This is a genomic window from Amycolatopsis sp. NPDC059657, from assembly GCF_042734395.1.
In the GTDB taxonomy this organism is placed as follows: Bacteria; Actinomycetota; Actinomycetes; order Mycobacteriales; family Pseudonocardiaceae; genus Amycolatopsis.
This window is the reverse complement of record NZ_JBHWEB010000183.1, coordinates 1-13,582: the sequence shown is the minus strand read 5'-3', so window position 1 is coordinate 13,582 and position 13,582 is coordinate 1. Positions and strand designations below refer to the sequence as shown.

General features: G+C 69.3%; 13 protein-coding genes. 4 read left to right on the top strand and 9 right to left on the bottom strand.

All coding sequences use genetic code 11. The features are described from left to right. Positions 1-50 precede the first annotated feature (50 nt). From ACFV15_RS45555 to ACFV15_RS45545, 3 genes are all read right to left on the bottom strand, one after another. Positions 51-1,655, bottom strand: a complete 1,605-nt coding sequence (locus ACFV15_RS45555; protein WP_378359404.1) for a TolB family protein — start codon at positions 1,653-1,655, stop codon at positions 51-53. A gap of 149 nt (positions 1,656-1,804) precedes the next feature. Beyond that, positions 1,805-2,548, bottom strand: a complete 744-nt coding sequence (locus ACFV15_RS45550) for an SDR family NAD(P)-dependent oxidoreductase (protein WP_378359402.1) — start codon at positions 2,546-2,548, stop codon at positions 1,805-1,807. Positions 2,549-2,608: 60 nt separating this feature from the next. Next, positions 2,609-3,499, bottom strand: coding sequence for an SGNH/GDSL hydrolase family protein (locus ACFV15_RS45545; RefSeq protein ID WP_378359400.1), 891 nt, complete (start codon positions 3,497-3,499; stop codon positions 2,609-2,611). A gap of 104 nt (positions 3,500-3,603) precedes the next feature. On the opposite strand from ACFV15_RS45545, the gene ACFV15_RS45540 reads away from it, so the two are divergent. Continuing rightward, positions 3,604-4,209, top strand: coding sequence for a TetR/AcrR family transcriptional regulator (locus ACFV15_RS45540; RefSeq protein WP_378359399.1), 606 nt, complete (start codon positions 3,604-3,606; stop codon positions 4,207-4,209). Between the two features lie 25 nt (positions 4,210-4,234). Continuing rightward, positions 4,235-5,047 (top strand): alpha/beta fold hydrolase, encoded by an 813-nt coding sequence (locus ACFV15_RS45535; RefSeq protein WP_378359398.1) that lies wholly within the window; start codon positions 4,235-4,237, stop codon positions 5,045-5,047. On the opposite strand, the gene ACFV15_RS45530 is transcribed toward ACFV15_RS45535, so the two are convergent. Further along, complete coding sequence (locus ACFV15_RS45530) at positions 5,044-5,640, bottom strand: class I SAM-dependent methyltransferase (RefSeq protein WP_378359397.1); 597 nt, start codon at positions 5,638-5,640, stop codon at positions 5,044-5,046. The two genes, ACFV15_RS45535 and ACFV15_RS45530, sit on opposite strands and share 4 nt — an antisense overlap. A 97-nt stretch (positions 5,641-5,737) precedes the next feature. Between ACFV15_RS45530 and ACFV15_RS45525 the strand changes: the two genes are divergently transcribed. Beyond that, complete coding sequence (locus ACFV15_RS45525; protein ID WP_378359396.1) at positions 5,738-6,964, top strand: MFS transporter; 1,227 nt, start codon at positions 5,738-5,740, stop codon at positions 6,962-6,964. On the opposite strand, the gene ACFV15_RS45520 is transcribed toward ACFV15_RS45525, so the two are convergent. From ACFV15_RS45520 to ACFV15_RS45500, 5 genes are all read right to left on the bottom strand, one after another. Next, positions 6,961-8,166: a glycosyltransferase gene (locus ACFV15_RS45520; RefSeq protein WP_378359394.1), complete on the bottom strand. Its 1,206-nt coding sequence runs from the start codon at positions 8,164-8,166 to the stop codon at positions 6,961-6,963. The two genes, ACFV15_RS45525 and ACFV15_RS45520, sit on opposite strands and share 4 nt — an antisense overlap. 117 nt (positions 8,167-8,283) lie before the next feature. Further along, positions 8,284-8,949, bottom strand: a complete 666-nt coding sequence (locus ACFV15_RS45515) for a DNA alkylation repair protein (protein WP_378359393.1) — start codon at positions 8,947-8,949, stop codon at positions 8,284-8,286. 25 nt (positions 8,950-8,974) lie between these two features. Then, positions 8,975-10,393, bottom strand: a complete 1,419-nt coding sequence (rox, locus tag ACFV15_RS45510) for a rifampin monooxygenase (RefSeq protein ID WP_378359391.1) — start codon at positions 10,391-10,393, stop codon at positions 8,975-8,977. 186 nt (positions 10,394-10,579) lie between these two features. Then, positions 10,580-11,671 carry a C40 family peptidase gene (locus ACFV15_RS45505; protein ID WP_378359390.1) on the bottom strand — a complete coding sequence of 364 codons (1,092 nt, stop codon included), beginning with the start codon at positions 11,669-11,671 and terminating at the stop codon, positions 10,580-10,582. Continuing rightward, positions 11,668-12,609, bottom strand: a complete 942-nt coding sequence (locus ACFV15_RS45500; protein ID WP_378359389.1) for a nucleoside hydrolase — start codon at positions 12,607-12,609, stop codon at positions 11,668-11,670. The genes ACFV15_RS45505 and ACFV15_RS45500 overlap by 4 nt, the downstream gene beginning before the upstream one ends. Before the next feature lie 107 nt (positions 12,610-12,716). On the opposite strand from ACFV15_RS45500, the gene ACFV15_RS45495 reads away from it, so the two are divergent. Beyond that, complete coding sequence (locus tag ACFV15_RS45495; RefSeq protein WP_378359388.1) at positions 12,717-13,469, top strand: acyltransferase; 753 nt, start codon at positions 12,717-12,719, stop codon at positions 13,467-13,469. Positions 13,470-13,582: the final 113 nt, after the last annotated feature.

Genomic DNA, 13,582 nt, shown 5'->3' with positions numbered 1-13,582 from the left:
CGTGAGTGGTATGGCCGGTTAGAACCGGCCGTACCACTCACGACCCGGGGTCAGCCTGCGGCTTCGACGGCGTCCAGGCTGAACACCTGCAGCAGGCCCGTGTTGATGCGGACGTAGCGGTACGGCGCGCCGCTGTGGGGGACCTTGGTGACGTGTGTGCCCGCGCCGAGGTCGATCAGCTTCAGCTGGCCGGAGCCGACGGTTTTGCCTTGCGCGTCAAGGAAATCGAGCGAGGTCAGCAGCCCGAGGTTGAGCCCGCCGTAGTACACCGACAGGTCGCCGGTCCCTTCTTCGTCCTCGCCCATGTCGAGTACGAGGCGGCCGCCGAGCAGGCCGGTGACGCCGGCGAGCTTGCGGTCCGGGGCGCCGAGCGCGTTGGCGCCGTTCGACAGGCCCACCGTGGTGCCCGCGGCGATCGCGTCGGCGTACGGGTCGGCGCCCGGCTTGAGTGCCGGTGCCGAGAAGATGTCGGCGACGTGGTTGCCGTCGGCGGGGACCAGGTTCGCCGACTCCGACCGGAAGACGGTCACGCGGCCGTTGCCGCTCAGGTCGACGTTGTCGCTGGCTTTGTCCGCCTGCGCGCCGCCCGCCGCCACGCTGGTGCGGATGACCGTGCCCTTCGTCAGATCTTTGACGAAGATGTCGCCGTCGCCGTTGGTGTCGCCGGGCACCAGGTTCGTCGCGCTGGACGCGAACGCGAGGTATCGGCCGTCCGCGCTGAGCTTCGGTTCCGTGGTGGCGCCGTTGGCCTGCGTGCCGTCGGCGGCCACGGTGCCGATGCGGATCGCGCCTTTGGCGATGTCCTTGACGAACACGTCGGCCGCGCCGTTGGTGTCGGCGGGGACCAGGTCGGTCGCGGCCGATTCGAAGCCGGCGAACCGGCCGTCGGCGCTGATCGTGGGCGCGGCGCCGCCCGAAGCGCTCTGCCCGCCGGTCGCGGTGGTGCTGATCCTGGTCAGCGTTCCGGTCTGGAGATCCTTGAGGTAGACGTCGGACGCGTTGTTCGTGTCGCCGGCGACGAGCGCGCCGGTCGTGGCGAACACGGCGAGCCTGCCGTCGGCGCTGATCGGGTACGCCGTGGCGGGCGCGTTGGCGACGATGAGCTTGAGTTCACCGGAGTCGAGGTTCTTGACGTACGCGTTCGTCCCCGACCGGAAACTCACGTGCCGCCCGCCCGCGCTGATCGTCGCGAAGTCGCTCGCGGCGGTGCTCGCCTTGACGACGGCGCCGGTCCGGATGTCTTTGACGAAAATGTCGCGCGCGCCGTTCGTGTCGCCGGGCACGAGGTTCGTCGCGAGTGAGGAAAATGCGACGTAGTGACCGTCCGCGCTGATGCTCGGGCCTTCGGAATCCGCGTCGGCCTGAGTGCCATTGGCCGCCGCCGAGGCGTGTGCGATAACGCCGGTGACGGTGTCCTTGACGTATATACCTTGACTTCCGTTGGTATTTCCCGGAATGAAGTTGGTCGCGTACGACGCGAAAACGACATATCTGCCGTCCGAGCTCGTGGCGGGATCCGAGGAACTGTCGTTACCCTCGGCCGCCTGCGTGCGGCTGACCACCTGGATCGCCGGTGCCGCCGCCGACGCGGGCACGGTCACCAGAAAACCGGCGAGCACACCTGCAGCCACGAGCACGGGTCTGAGAGCGGACATTCCCTACCTCCCCAAAGGACGGACAACCTCCCATTTCCTAGGTGGGCCGGACTGTGACGGTCAACCGGTTCGTGAAGGTAACACCTGACCGGCCCAATGAAATCCGGAAAAAGGAACGCTGAGCGAGAGGAATGAATACCCGATCAGCCCTAGATGTCCACGATCGCCCCGCACGAGATGTTGACGGCGGAACTCGTCATCGTCCTCGCCTGATCCGAAGCGACGAACGAGGCCACATTCCCCACATCGGCCAAAGTCGCGGTCGTGCCCAAAAGCGTCGACCCGCGCAGCATGCTTTCGATTTCGTCCCGCTCGCCGAACGACTCCGGCATGCTTTCCGGCACTCCGCCGGTCTTCAGCGTGACCACCCTGATCCCGTGTGGCCCGAGCTCGGCGGCGAACTGCCGCCGCAGCCCCTCGAGCGCGTCCAGCGCGACCTTGAACCCGCCCATCCCCGGCACGGTCTGCGGCCCTGACCCGCCGAACGCCAGCACCACCCCGGACCCCTGCACGACCATGTGCCGCGCGGCCGCGCTGGTCGTCAGGAAGTGCGTGCGCATCGCGGTCGTGATCGGCTGCAGGAACTCCTCGACGGTGATCTCGGCCAGCGGCTTCTGCACGTCGCCGTAGGAGATGACGTTGACGGAGATGTCCACCCGCCCGGTCCGCGCGACCACGGAGTCGACGAAGGTGGTGACCGCCCGCTCGTCGAGCGCGTCCAGCTCGGTGACGGCGGCGCCGATCTTCTGTGCCAGCGCGTCCAGCTTCGCCTTGGTCCGCCCGGCGAGGAAAACCTGCGCGCCGTCCCTGGCGAAAGCGGTGGCCACCGCCCCGCCGATCGGCCCGCCCGCGCCGTAGACGATCGCGGTCTTGTCCTCCAGCAGCCTGCCCATGCTCCTTAGTATCCGGTGCGACGGCGCTCGCGCGAAGGTGAGCGCCGTCGCGGCTTCGGTTCAGCCCCGGATCTTCGACAACACGATGCGGGCCTGCGCGTCGCCGCCCGCCGAGTTGGGGTGGAACGGCACGGCGATGGCGAGGCCGTTCGCCGAGATCGGGAGCAGGCCTTCGACGTAGCGGGTGAACGGGCTGGTGCACACGTCGTGGCCGATGGTCTTGCTGTGGGTGTCGACGAACTCGACGCCGGTGGTGGCCGCCGCGCTCTTCAGTGCCGCGTTCAGTTCACGGAGCTTGGCGCCGAGCCACTCCATGTCGTCGTTCAGCACCGGCTGGAACGGCCAGCAGCCGCCGGTCTGCGGGATCCCGGCCAGGTAGTCGACCAGCAGGATCCGCGCGTGCGGGGAGCGCTGCTTGATCTGCGTGACCGCGGTGATCACCTTTTGCCTGGCCGCCTTGATGTTCTCCGACATCCGGTCGACGCCGCCGCTGACCCACTTCGGCTTGCACGGCACGCCCAGCGGGGCGGGCAGCAGGTTGATGCAGCCGCCGACAGCGCCGGCGAGACCGGCGTCATTGCCGCCGATGCCGACGGTCACCAGGTCCGTGGTCTCGGTGAGCTGGGCGAACTGCGGCGGGTTGGTGCCGCCGAGCGGCAGGCCGGACTGCGGGTTGGCGAAGTCGTCGGTGGTCGCGCCGCCACAGCTGGCGTCGAAGAACTTCGGCACGCCGAGCGCGGCCGCGACCTGCTTGGGGTAGTCCCTCGCCGACTGCGCGCAGTCGAACGGGACGTACTTCGTCGAGGGCGGTGGCACGAGGACGACGTCCGCCGTCCAGGAATCGCCCAGCGCCACGTACTCGCGGTACGTGCGCGTGGCCGCGGTCGCCGGTGTGGCGATCCCGGCTAGCAGTAGAAGTGCGGCGAGTACCGCGGACAGGCGTGCGGACATGGTGGTCCTCTCGGCGCTGAGCGGAAAAGATGCATTCGTGTATCGGATGCGTGGATGTATCGTGAGTGGATTCCCGCGCAGGGTCAAGAGCCGAAGGAGTCAAAGTGCCCAAGGGGCCGACCAAACGGCGTCCGCAGACCGTCGCCAGGCTGCTCGACGCCGCGCTGGCCGCCTTCGCCGAGAACGGCTTCCACGTCACGACGATCGAGCAGGTCTGCGCGCGCGCCGGCTACACCAGGGGCGCGTTCTACTCCAACTTCGCCAGCATGGACGAGTTGTTCTTCGCGTTGTTCGACCAGCACGCCGAGCGGGAATTCGCCTGGCTGAGCGGAAAACTGGACAAGCTCGCCGACGACGGCTCGATCGAGCAGGTCTTCGCGCTGCTCGCCGAGGTCACCCAGGAGGACGCGGACTGGTTCCTCATCTCGGCGGAGTTCACCCTCTACGCCTTGCGCAATCCCGAAGCGGCGGCCGTGCTGCGCGAGCACAACGAGCGTCACCGCGCCGGGATCGCCAGGCTGATCGAGTACTTCCTCGCCAGGAGCGGCCGCCGGACCGACCGGGACCTCGGCGAGATGGCGCGCGTGTTCATCGCGATCCGGGACGGCGCGCTGGCCCAGAGCCATGCCGAACCCGACCGCCTGCCGTTCGGGACGCTCGAACAGATCTATTGGCCGGTGCTTTTCCGTGCGCTGACAGAGCCGGCGTGATCAGACATGCCCTAGGCTCAGCAAGGTGATCGAGACCGACTTGACCTTGCCGGACGGTCGCGCACTGCGCGCTTACGACACCGGCGGGGACGGGCTGCCCGTCTTCTGGCATCACGGCACGCCGAACATCGGGGCGCCGCCGAGGCCGTTGTTCGCCGAGGGGATCCGCTGGGTTTCGTTCGACCGGCCCGGCTACGGCGGGTCGACGGCGGTGCCAGAGCGGGACGTCGCGTCGGTGGCGGAGTGCGCCGCCGCGGTCGCCGACGCGTTCGGGATCGAGCGGTTCGCGGTGATGGGACATTCGGGTGGCGGTCCGCACGCGCTCGCGTGTGGTGCGCTGCTGCCGGAACGGGTGCTGGGCGTGGTCGGCATCTCCGGGCTGGCGCCGTTCGACGCCGAGGGGCTCGACTGGTACGCGGGCATGAACCCATCCGGGGCTGACGGGCTGCGTGCCGCCGTCGAAGGCCGGGCGGCGAAGGAGAAGTTCGAAGCCGCAGGCGCCTACGACTCGGAAATGTTCACCGAGGCGGACCATGCCGCGCTCGCCGGGGACTGGGCGTGGGTCGGTGAGGTGGTCGGGCCCGCGCTCGCGGCGGGGACCAGCGCGCTGATCGACGACGACCTGGCCTTCGTCGGCCCGTGGGGATTCGACCCCGCGCAGGTCACCGCGCCGGTGCTGCTCGTGCACGGTGAGGACGACCGGGTCGTGCCTCACTCGCACAGCGCTTGGCTCGCGAAACGGTGCCCTGCGGCGGAATTCTGGTCATCGCCCGGCGATGGCCATGTCTCGGTGCTCCGGCGGGCCGCCGAGGCGCGAGACTGGCTTACCCGGCTCTAGCGCACTCGACGGGCGCGCAGCACGATGTCGGCGTGGTGCGGGTTGTCGTGCGGTGTGTCGACGCGAGCGCGGTTCCCGTGGCTCTCGATCACCCAGTCGTCGCCGAGCAGTTCCGCGATCTCGGGCGGCTGGTAGAACTCGCGCGGGTCGGGACCGGACCAGCCCTCCGGCGGCGTTCCCTCGATGAGATGGCTGACCACGAGCAGCGTGCCGCCGGGCGCGACGGCGTCGAGCAGGCCGCGGATGGTGGCGTGGTCTTCCTCGTGCAGCACGGGAAAGTACTGTGCCGAAACGAGATCGAAGCTCCGGCTCGGTGGCGGCGAAACCCTCGGGTCGGCCTGTTGCCAGTCGATACCGGAGTCGGGGCCCGCCGCCTCGGCCGCGCGGGCGAGCGCCACCGGCGAGATGTCGACGGCGGTCACCTTCCAGCCTTTGCTCGCGAGCCAGATCGCGTCGCCGCCTTCACCGCAGCCGAGATCCAGCGCCTTGCCCGGTGTCATGTCCTCGACCTCGACGCGCAGCGCGCCGTTCGGGCGGCCGCTCCAGCGGCGCTCGCTTTCGTTGTACAGCCGATCCCAGAATTCTTGGTCCATGCCGTCCACACTGCGTGAGTGATTGCGAATACGCCAAATAGGTTTGCCACTTTGGCAAACTCAAGCCTGGCTTCCGGACATCTGCTTGGATCATCCGATGGGGCGACGATCTTTGGGGCGGCGGTTCGGGTGGCTCTGGGCCGCGTTCGCGGTCAGTTCCTATGGCTCCGGCCTGGGTTTCGGCGCGTTTTCCGTGCTGGCGATCATGGTGCTGCACGTCGGACCGGCCGAGGTGTCGGTGCTGTCGGCCGCCGGGCTCGCGGTCGGCGCGGTGCTCGCGGTGCCGCTCGGGCCGTGGGTGGAGTTCCGCCGCAAGCGGCCGGTGATGATCGCGATGGACCTGATCAGATTCGCCGCGCTGGTGAGCATCCCCGTCGCGTTCGCGTTGGGCTGGCTCACTTTCGTGCAGCTGCTGGTGGTGTCGGTGCTCGTCGCCGCCGCCAAGATCGCGTTCACGTCGGCGAGTGGCGCCTACCTGAAAACGCTTGTGCCCCAAGAGGATCTGCTTGTCGCGAATGCCCGGTTCGAGTCGACGACCTGGAGTTCGGTCGCACTCGGGCCGCCGCTCGGGGGAGCCGCGATCGGCCTGTTCGGCCCGGTCACGACCGTGCTGGCGGACGCGTTCAGTTATCTGCTCTCGGCGTTGGGCATCCGTGCCATCGGCGGCACCGAACCGCACCCCGAGCGCACGGAGAAGTCCCGGCTGCGCCCCGGTGATCTGCTCGACGGGTGGCGCTACATCTTGGCGAATCCCGTGCTGCGCAGGCTTTTCCTCAACACGATGCTCGTCAACGGCTTGATCATGGCGACCGAACCGCTGCTCGCCGTGCTCATGCTCGGCGAGCTCGGTTTCGAGCCGTGGCAGTACGGCCTCGCGTTCGCGGTCCCGTGCGCCGGCGGCTTCATCGGCTCGCGGCTGGCCCGCAAGTTCGTCACGCGGTTCGGCCAGCACCGGGTCATGCTCGTCGCCGGGACACTGCGCGCGTGCTGGCTGATCGGCCTGTTCTTCATCCGGCCAGGCCTGCCGGGGCTGGTGATCGTGATGGTCGTCGAGCTGGGCCTGATCCTGTGCATCAGCGTGTTCAACCCGGTGATGGTCACCTACCGCCTCTCCAGCACCGAGACGGGCCGCGTCGCGCGCATGACGTCGGCGTGGTCGATCAGCTCCAGTGCGACCATCGCGACGCTGACCGCGCTGTGGGGGCTGCTGGCCACCGCCACCAGCCCCCGTCTCGCACTCGCGGCCGCCGGGCTGCTCTGCCTGGTCACGCCGGTACTGCTGCCCCGGCGCGACCACACCAAGCAGCCGCAGCCCGTTTCCTAGCGCTCGAGCAGCATTTTCGCGGCGACCGTCGCGCCATCCGTCCGGATCATGCCCGCCACCTCACTGGCCCGCGTCCGCATCTCGGGCGTCAGAACCGTGCTGAGCGCGGCGGTCAGCGACTCGACGGTCGGCGTCGGCTCCGTGTGCGCCACGCCGATCCCCAGGTCGGCCACGCGTGAGGCCCAGTACGGCTGGTCCGCGATGCGCGGCATGATCACCTGCGGCGCGCCCGCTCCGGCGGCCGTCGTGGTGGTGCCCGCGCCGCCGTGATGCACGACCGCGGCCACCCGCCGGAACAACGCCTGCTGATTGACCTCGCCGACGACGAAGCAGTCGTCCGCGTCGTCGACCAGCCCCAGCCCGGCCCAGCCGCTGCCGAGCAGAACCCGGCGCCCGTGCGCGCGGACCGACTCGGTCGCCACCCGCGCGATGTCCTGCGGCGCGTGCGCGGCCATGCTTCCGAAGCCGACGTAAACGGGCGGCGTGCCCGCGTCGAGGAACGCGGCCAGGTCGTCCGGGAGCGGCCGCTCGTCGGGCAGCTGCCACGCACCGGTCTGCACGAGATCGAGTTCCGTCATGCCCTCCGACGGGCACAGCGTCGGGTCCGCCGCCAGCAACGGCCGTTCGGTGAAGACGTGATCGCGCACGTTGTCCACCGGTGGCATGCCGAGCGCCGCCCGGTGGGTGTTGAGCGGCTCGCCGTACAAGCCGTTGACGCGCTGGGCGTCCTGCTCCCACAGCACCCGGAAGTCCGTCTCGTCCTCCGACGACGGCGCACCCGGCCGCGCACCCGGCCGGAAGTGCCGCGAAGGCAGCCCGAAAATCTGGAAACACGCGTACACGTAAGGAATTCCCAGTTTCTCGGCCACATCCCGCACCCCCGCGGGCATCAGGCCGGACGCCATCACCAGATCACAGCCTCCGGCCGCCGAGCCGAGTACCTCGAATCGCGCCCTGACCAGCTCGGGCCCGAGCCAGAACGCGTCCTTCGCGCTCGGCGGCTTCTCCCCGGACACCACCGACTTGACCGACGGCCCGAGCGGCACCAGCGGCACGCCTGCCCGCCCGAGCAGTTCCACGAAATCGTCATCGGGCGGCGCGGCCACCGAGGCTTCCGCGCCCAGCCCTCGCAACGCCACCGCGAGCCCGGCCAGCGGCTCGACATCCCCGCGCGATCCCCACGTCGTCAACAGCACACGCACTTTTTGAATCCCCGTTTCCCCAGGTCATAGCGTTGGACCGGGCAATTGTGGAGTACACCCCGGGGCTTGCCGCAAGCCCCGGGGTGCGCTATATGTTGAAGGGGGCGGGGGAGTCTCTCAGCCTGCCACCTCTTGGCGGCGCACGATCTCGGTGATCCAGATCGGCGCGAACGGCGAGGTGCAGCCCGGCGGCGTCGGGTAATCCTTGAGCACCTGCAAGCGCTCGCCGATAGCGAGCGCGCGGGCGCGGTGTCCCGCGTGCTCGATCCCGATCTGGGCCAGGCAATGGTTCATCGCCCACTGCAGACGGTCCGGCGCCGCCTTCATTTCGGCCTCGATGACGTCGAGCAGACCGTCGAGATCGAGACCTTCCGGCTTCTTGGCGACACGTTCGGTCGTCAACGCCCACCCCGCGCTCGCCACCACCGGGTCGGCGTCCGCGAACCAGGCAACGCGCAGCTCTTCGGCGTGCGGGCTCTTCTTGACGACGTAGTTCACGAGCCAGTCGTGCACCTTGGGAGTGCGTGCCTCGCGCAGCATCGCGTCCAGTTCGTCGCGCTCGAACTCCTTCGGACGGCAGATCAGCAGCGCCAGCAGCCTGGCCGCGGTGTCACCGGTCGCCCACAGCTCACGCGCGAGGTCCTGCTGGGTCTTCAGCCGTTTCGCGACCGCGCGCAGCTTCGACAGGTTCACGCCGTGGTCGTCGCCGTGCTTCTCGTTGATCGCACGGGCCTTCGGATCCTCGAGCGCCGCCAGCTCGGCCATCACTTCGGCAACGGTCATGTCAGCCACCTCCGCTCGCAGTCAATCACTCGCCGAACCAGCGCGTGAGGTGAGCGTCCAGATCCCGCTGATCGTCACCGATCCAGGCGACATGGCCGTCGGGGCGCAGCAGGACACACGGGACGTCCAGCGCCGCGGTCGGATCGGCGACGTGGTCGACCCGGTCCGACCAGCCGGCCGTGGTCAGGCGTTCGGTGCGGTCCAGCAGCAGGCCGCGGCCGCGTCGCAGCAGGTCGTAGAGGCGGCCCTGTTTCACGTCGATGTCGCGCAGCCGGCGGCCGAGCAGGTCGGGGCCCTCGCCGAAGTCGTAGCGGAGGTCGATCGCGGCGATCTTCGCGATCAGATGGCGGTTCACCTCGTCGAAGTCCATCAGCTCGGTGAGCAGCCTGCGCACGGCCCGCGCGCCAGGCTCGGTGGACTGCAGTTCCATCTGGGCGCGGGTGTTGTCCAGCACGTCCGCGGCGACCGGATGCCGTTCGGCCTGGTAGGTGTCCAGCAGCGCCTCAGGCGCCCAGCCACGGATCTCGGCGGCCAGTTTCCAGCCGAGGTTGAAGGCGTCTTGAACGCCCAGGTTGAGGCCCTGGCCGCCGGTGGGCGGATGGATGTGCGCCGCGTCGCCCGCGAGCAGCACCCGCCCGACCCGATACCGGTCGGCCAGCCGGGTGGCGTCCCCGAAACGGGACAGCCATCGCGGGGAGTGCACGCCGAAATCGGTCCCGGCGATGGCACGCAGGCGGTCTTGGAAATCCTCGAGCGTGGGCGGTTCCGCGCGATCGCTCACGCCATCGGCGGGGACGACCACGCTGTAGACCCCTTCGCCGAAAGGCCTGAGCCAGAACGGTTTGTGGATCTCGCTGACTTCGGCGACCTTGGCCGCGATCTCTTCGCGCGACGCGGTCACTCCCAGCTCGCCCATCAGCGTGTCGGTCCGCGAGGGCTCCCCGGGGAAGCCGACGCCGAGCAGTTTGCGCACCGTGCTGCGCGCGCCGTCGCAGCCGACGAGATAGCGCGTGCGCAGCCGTTCGCCGGTGGCCAGCTCGACGGTCACACCCTCGTCGTCCTGCTCGAACGCGGTCACCGCGCACCCGCGCCGGACCTGCGCGCCCAGCCCGGTCGCGTGTTCTTCCAGCAGGCGTTCGATGACCGGCTGCGGGATGCCCAGCAGATAGGCGTGCGCGGTGTCCAGGTCCTTCGGCGCGGGTTTGGCGATGGCGGCGAAGAAACCGCCCGCCGGGCGCTGCCTGCCGTGTTCGTGCAGGCGATCCAGCAGTCCGCGCATGGCCATCAGTTCGAGGCTGCGGGCATGCAGGCCGACTATGCGGACGAACGATTTGGGCTTGGTTTCCTTCTCCAGGACGAGAACCCGCACATCGTGCAGCCGCAGCTCGGCGGCCAGCGTCGCGCCGGTGGGACCGCAGCCGGTGATGATGACGTCGAAATCCATGGTGGTGCCTTTCGGGAGTGCGTGTCGAGGCGCTCCCGGCGACACCTACATCGATCGCCCGGTCGTGACAGGAAGGGGGAGCACCCACAGCGATACAGCGTTCATGGGTCTCACCTCCTCAGGCGGTGTCACGGTCGAGCAGCAAGCTACAAGCCCGCGCGGCACCGCGTCCACTCGTTTACCGGCTCAGGCGACCGGGCGGCCCGCGCCCGCGTAGTCGTCGCCCTTCTTGCGGTAGGTGTGCACCTGCACGGCCTGGCCCTCGGTCGGCGCGTCGATCATCTGCTGGTTGCCGATGTACAGGCCGACGTGGTGGATCTTCGTCTTCGGCTCGCCGTAGAAGATCAGGTCGCCGAGCTGCGGCTCGCTGACCGACTTCACGCTGCGGAACTGCGTGTCCGCCGTGCGCATCAGCTTGACGCCCGCGCTCGCGTACGCGGCGGTGGTCAGGCCGGAGCAGTCGAAGCCGGGGTCGCTGCCGCCCTTGCCATTGCCACCCCACACGTACGGCAGGCCGATCTTGCTGATGGCGAAGTTCACCGCGCCCAGCACGGCCGGGTTCGGCGCCTCGGAGCGCTGGCCGACCGTGCCGTAGACGTTGAGCGTCGCGAGCGTGCGGTGCAGCATCAGCGGAGCGGAATGCAGCGTGCTCACGGCCTTCCACCACACATCACCCTTGAGCAGGTCACGGCCGTCGGCGCAGAGCGCGCGGGCCGCGGTCAGCGCCACGTCGTCGATGTTCTGCGCGTCGGGCGTCCCGCCGGTCGAGCTGGCCTGCCACTTGCCCCAGACCGCCGACGGCAGCTGCAACGGGCCGGTCGCGTCCGCGGTGGACACCACCCGGCCGTAGAAGTCCTTGAACTGCACGTTCCCGATCTGTTTCGACGCCGCGCCTGCCTGGTCGAACTGGGCTTCGAGCGCGCGGCCGTGATCGGTGGTGGTCTTGCCGACGGCGGCCAGCGTCACCCACGACAGGTGGCAGTCCGGCTTTTCCTTCGCCAGCGCGAGTGTCGCCTTGGCGTAGCTCTCCATGGGGCGCAACGGGATGTCGAGCCACGTGCTCGTCTTGCTGGCCCACGCGTCGAACGCCTGGCCGGGCTCGGCTGGCGGCTTGCTGTTGTCACGCAGGATGACCGGCGTCTCGACCGGCGGCAGCTGCGTGGGGGTGGGTTCCGCCGTCGTCGTCTTCGCACCGCTCGGCGCGAGGTTCACGGCGACGACGAGCGCGCCTGCCGCGACGACCACGGCGCCGAGAGTGACCAAAGCCTTGCGCTTCACCGGGTACCAGCCAATCGGGTCAGCAGGAATTCACGAAGTCCGTCGAGATCGGTGTCCACGGCCACCTCGACCGTGGTACCCGCGCGCCGCCCCGGCCGCCGATCGGCGACCGTCGCGCCCCGCGCCGGGCCGTGCCCGCAGTCGACCTCTATCGGATACGCCTCGGTGCGCAGCAGGCCGGGCTTGATCGCCTCCGCGACCGCGACCGCGTCGTGCAGGACGATGCCGTCCAGGCCCAGCTCGTCGTGATAGAGCTTCTGATAGCTGGCGGTCAGTTTCTCCAGCGTCGCGCCGAGCGGGCCGGACGCGGCGAGCTCGCCGAGCCACGCGGTGCTGACCGCGCAGCGGTGCGTGATCTCCAGCGGCACGAGCACACAGGGCACGTCTTCGTCCACCAGCACGCGGCGAGCGGCTTCGGGATCGCTGTAGATGTTGAACTCGGCGGCGGGCGTGGTGTTCCCGGTGCCGAGACCGCCGCCCATGATCACGATCCTGGCGATCTTCGGCTTGACGTGGGGATGCGCGGCGAGCAGCAGCGCGATGTTCGTGAGCGGGCCGATCGGCGCGATGGTCACCGGCTCTTCGGCGGCTTCGAGCAGCGAGACGAGCAGGCTGACCGCGTCGGACGGCTCCAGCGCTCTGGTCGGCTCCGGCAGCGTGTCGGAGAGCCCTGACAGGCCGTCTTCGCCATGGACATGCGCTGCCCGTTCGGCCTGCGGGTGCACCAGCGGACGCGCGGCACCGGCCGCGACCGGCACGTCCGGCCTGCCGCAGAGTTCCAGTATCCGGCGCGCGTTGCGGGTGGTCGCCTCCAGTGAGACATTCCCGAAGACCGTCGTCACCCCGAGCAGGTCGACGTCCGTGCTCAGCGCGGCGAGCGCGAGCGCGAAGGCGTCATCGATGCCGGGATCGGTATCGATGATCAGCTTGGTCCCCATGTCCATCCCCTTGATAACGACGTGCACCCGGTCCCAGGTTACGTCCCACCCGCCGCCCGGCCACCGCCCCTCGAGGAGGCGCTGCGCGCCACTGTAGTTTTCGACGTATGACGTCCATGTGGGGTGCACCCGCCATGTCCAGGTTGAAGGCCTGGGGGAAGGCCCGCCGCGACCCGCGGCAGGCGAAGTTCCTGACCAAGGCCTCGCTGCGCTGGGTGCTGCGCAACCGCGCGTACACGCCCTGGTACCTGGTCCGATACTGGCGGCTGCTCAAGTTCCGGATCGCCAACCCGCACATCATCCTGCGCGGCATGCTGTTCCTCGGCAAGGACGTCGAGATCCACTGCCGCCCCGGCTACGGCCGGATGGAGATCGGCCGCTGGGTGCACGTCGGCGACGGCAACGCCATCCGCTGCCACGAAGGCTCGCTGCGCATCGCGGACAAATGCGTCTTCGGCAGGCAGAACGTCCTCAACGGCTACCTCGACATCGAGCTCGGCGAGGCCACACTGGTCGCGGACTGGGTCTACATCTGTGACTTCGACCACGTCACCGCCGACATCACCGTGCCGATCAAGGACCAGGGCATCGTGAAGTCCCCGGTCCGTATCGGCCCGGACACCTGGCTCGGCACCAAGGTCACGGTCCTCAAGGGCACCCGCATCGGCCGCGGCTGCGTGCTGGGCGCCCACGCGGTGGTCCGCGGCGAGATCCCCGACTACTCGATCGCCGTCGGCTCACCCGCCCGAGTCGTCCGCAACCGCCAAGACGACTACGCCGCCGACGCCGCCCGCCGCGAAGCCATCGCCGACATGGCCCGCAAAGCCAACAAAGCCCTGCAGAAGACCCTCGAGTCGTGAGTGTCGCGGGCGGTTAGGACCCAATGCCGGGTAGTTAAGGCTTGGCCTGCGTTGTCAATCGGCACGTGAGCGAGTCGGTCGGGCCGCCGTCGGTGGCCCGACCACCAGCATCT

Bases quoted from the DNA above. Each gene is read 5' to 3' on its own strand.
- ACFV15_RS45545 (WP_378359400.1), bottom strand. From the start codon at position 3,499: ATGTCCGCACGCCTGTCCGCGGTACTCGCCGCACTTCTACTGCTAGCC.
- ACFV15_RS45515 (WP_378359393.1), bottom strand. From the start codon at position 8,949: ATGACCGTTGCCGAAGTGATGGCCGAGCTGGCGGCGCTCGAGGATCCG.
- rox (WP_378359391.1), bottom strand. From the start codon at position 10,393: ATGGATTTCGACGTCATCATCACCGGCTGCGGTCCCACCGGCGCGACG.
- ACFV15_RS45555 (WP_378359404.1), bottom strand. From the start codon at position 1,655: ATGTCCGCTCTCAGACCCGTGCTCGTGGCTGCAGGTGTGCTCGCCGGT.
- ACFV15_RS45550 (WP_378359402.1), bottom strand. From the start codon at position 2,548: ATGGGCAGGCTGCTGGAGGACAAGACCGCGATCGTCTACGGCGCGGGC.
- ACFV15_RS45495 (WP_378359388.1), top strand. From the start codon at position 12,717: ATGACGTCCATGTGGGGTGCACCCGCCATGTCCAGGTTGAAGGCCTGG.
- ACFV15_RS45525 (WP_378359396.1), top strand. From the start codon at position 5,738: ATGGGGCGACGATCTTTGGGGCGGCGGTTCGGGTGGCTCTGGGCCGCG.
- ACFV15_RS45530 (WP_378359397.1), bottom strand. From the start codon at position 5,640: ATGGACCAAGAATTCTGGGATCGGCTGTACAACGAAAGCGAGCGCCGC.
- ACFV15_RS45500 (WP_378359389.1), bottom strand. From the start codon at position 12,609: ATGGGGACCAAGCTGATCATCGATACCGATCCCGGCATCGATGACGCC.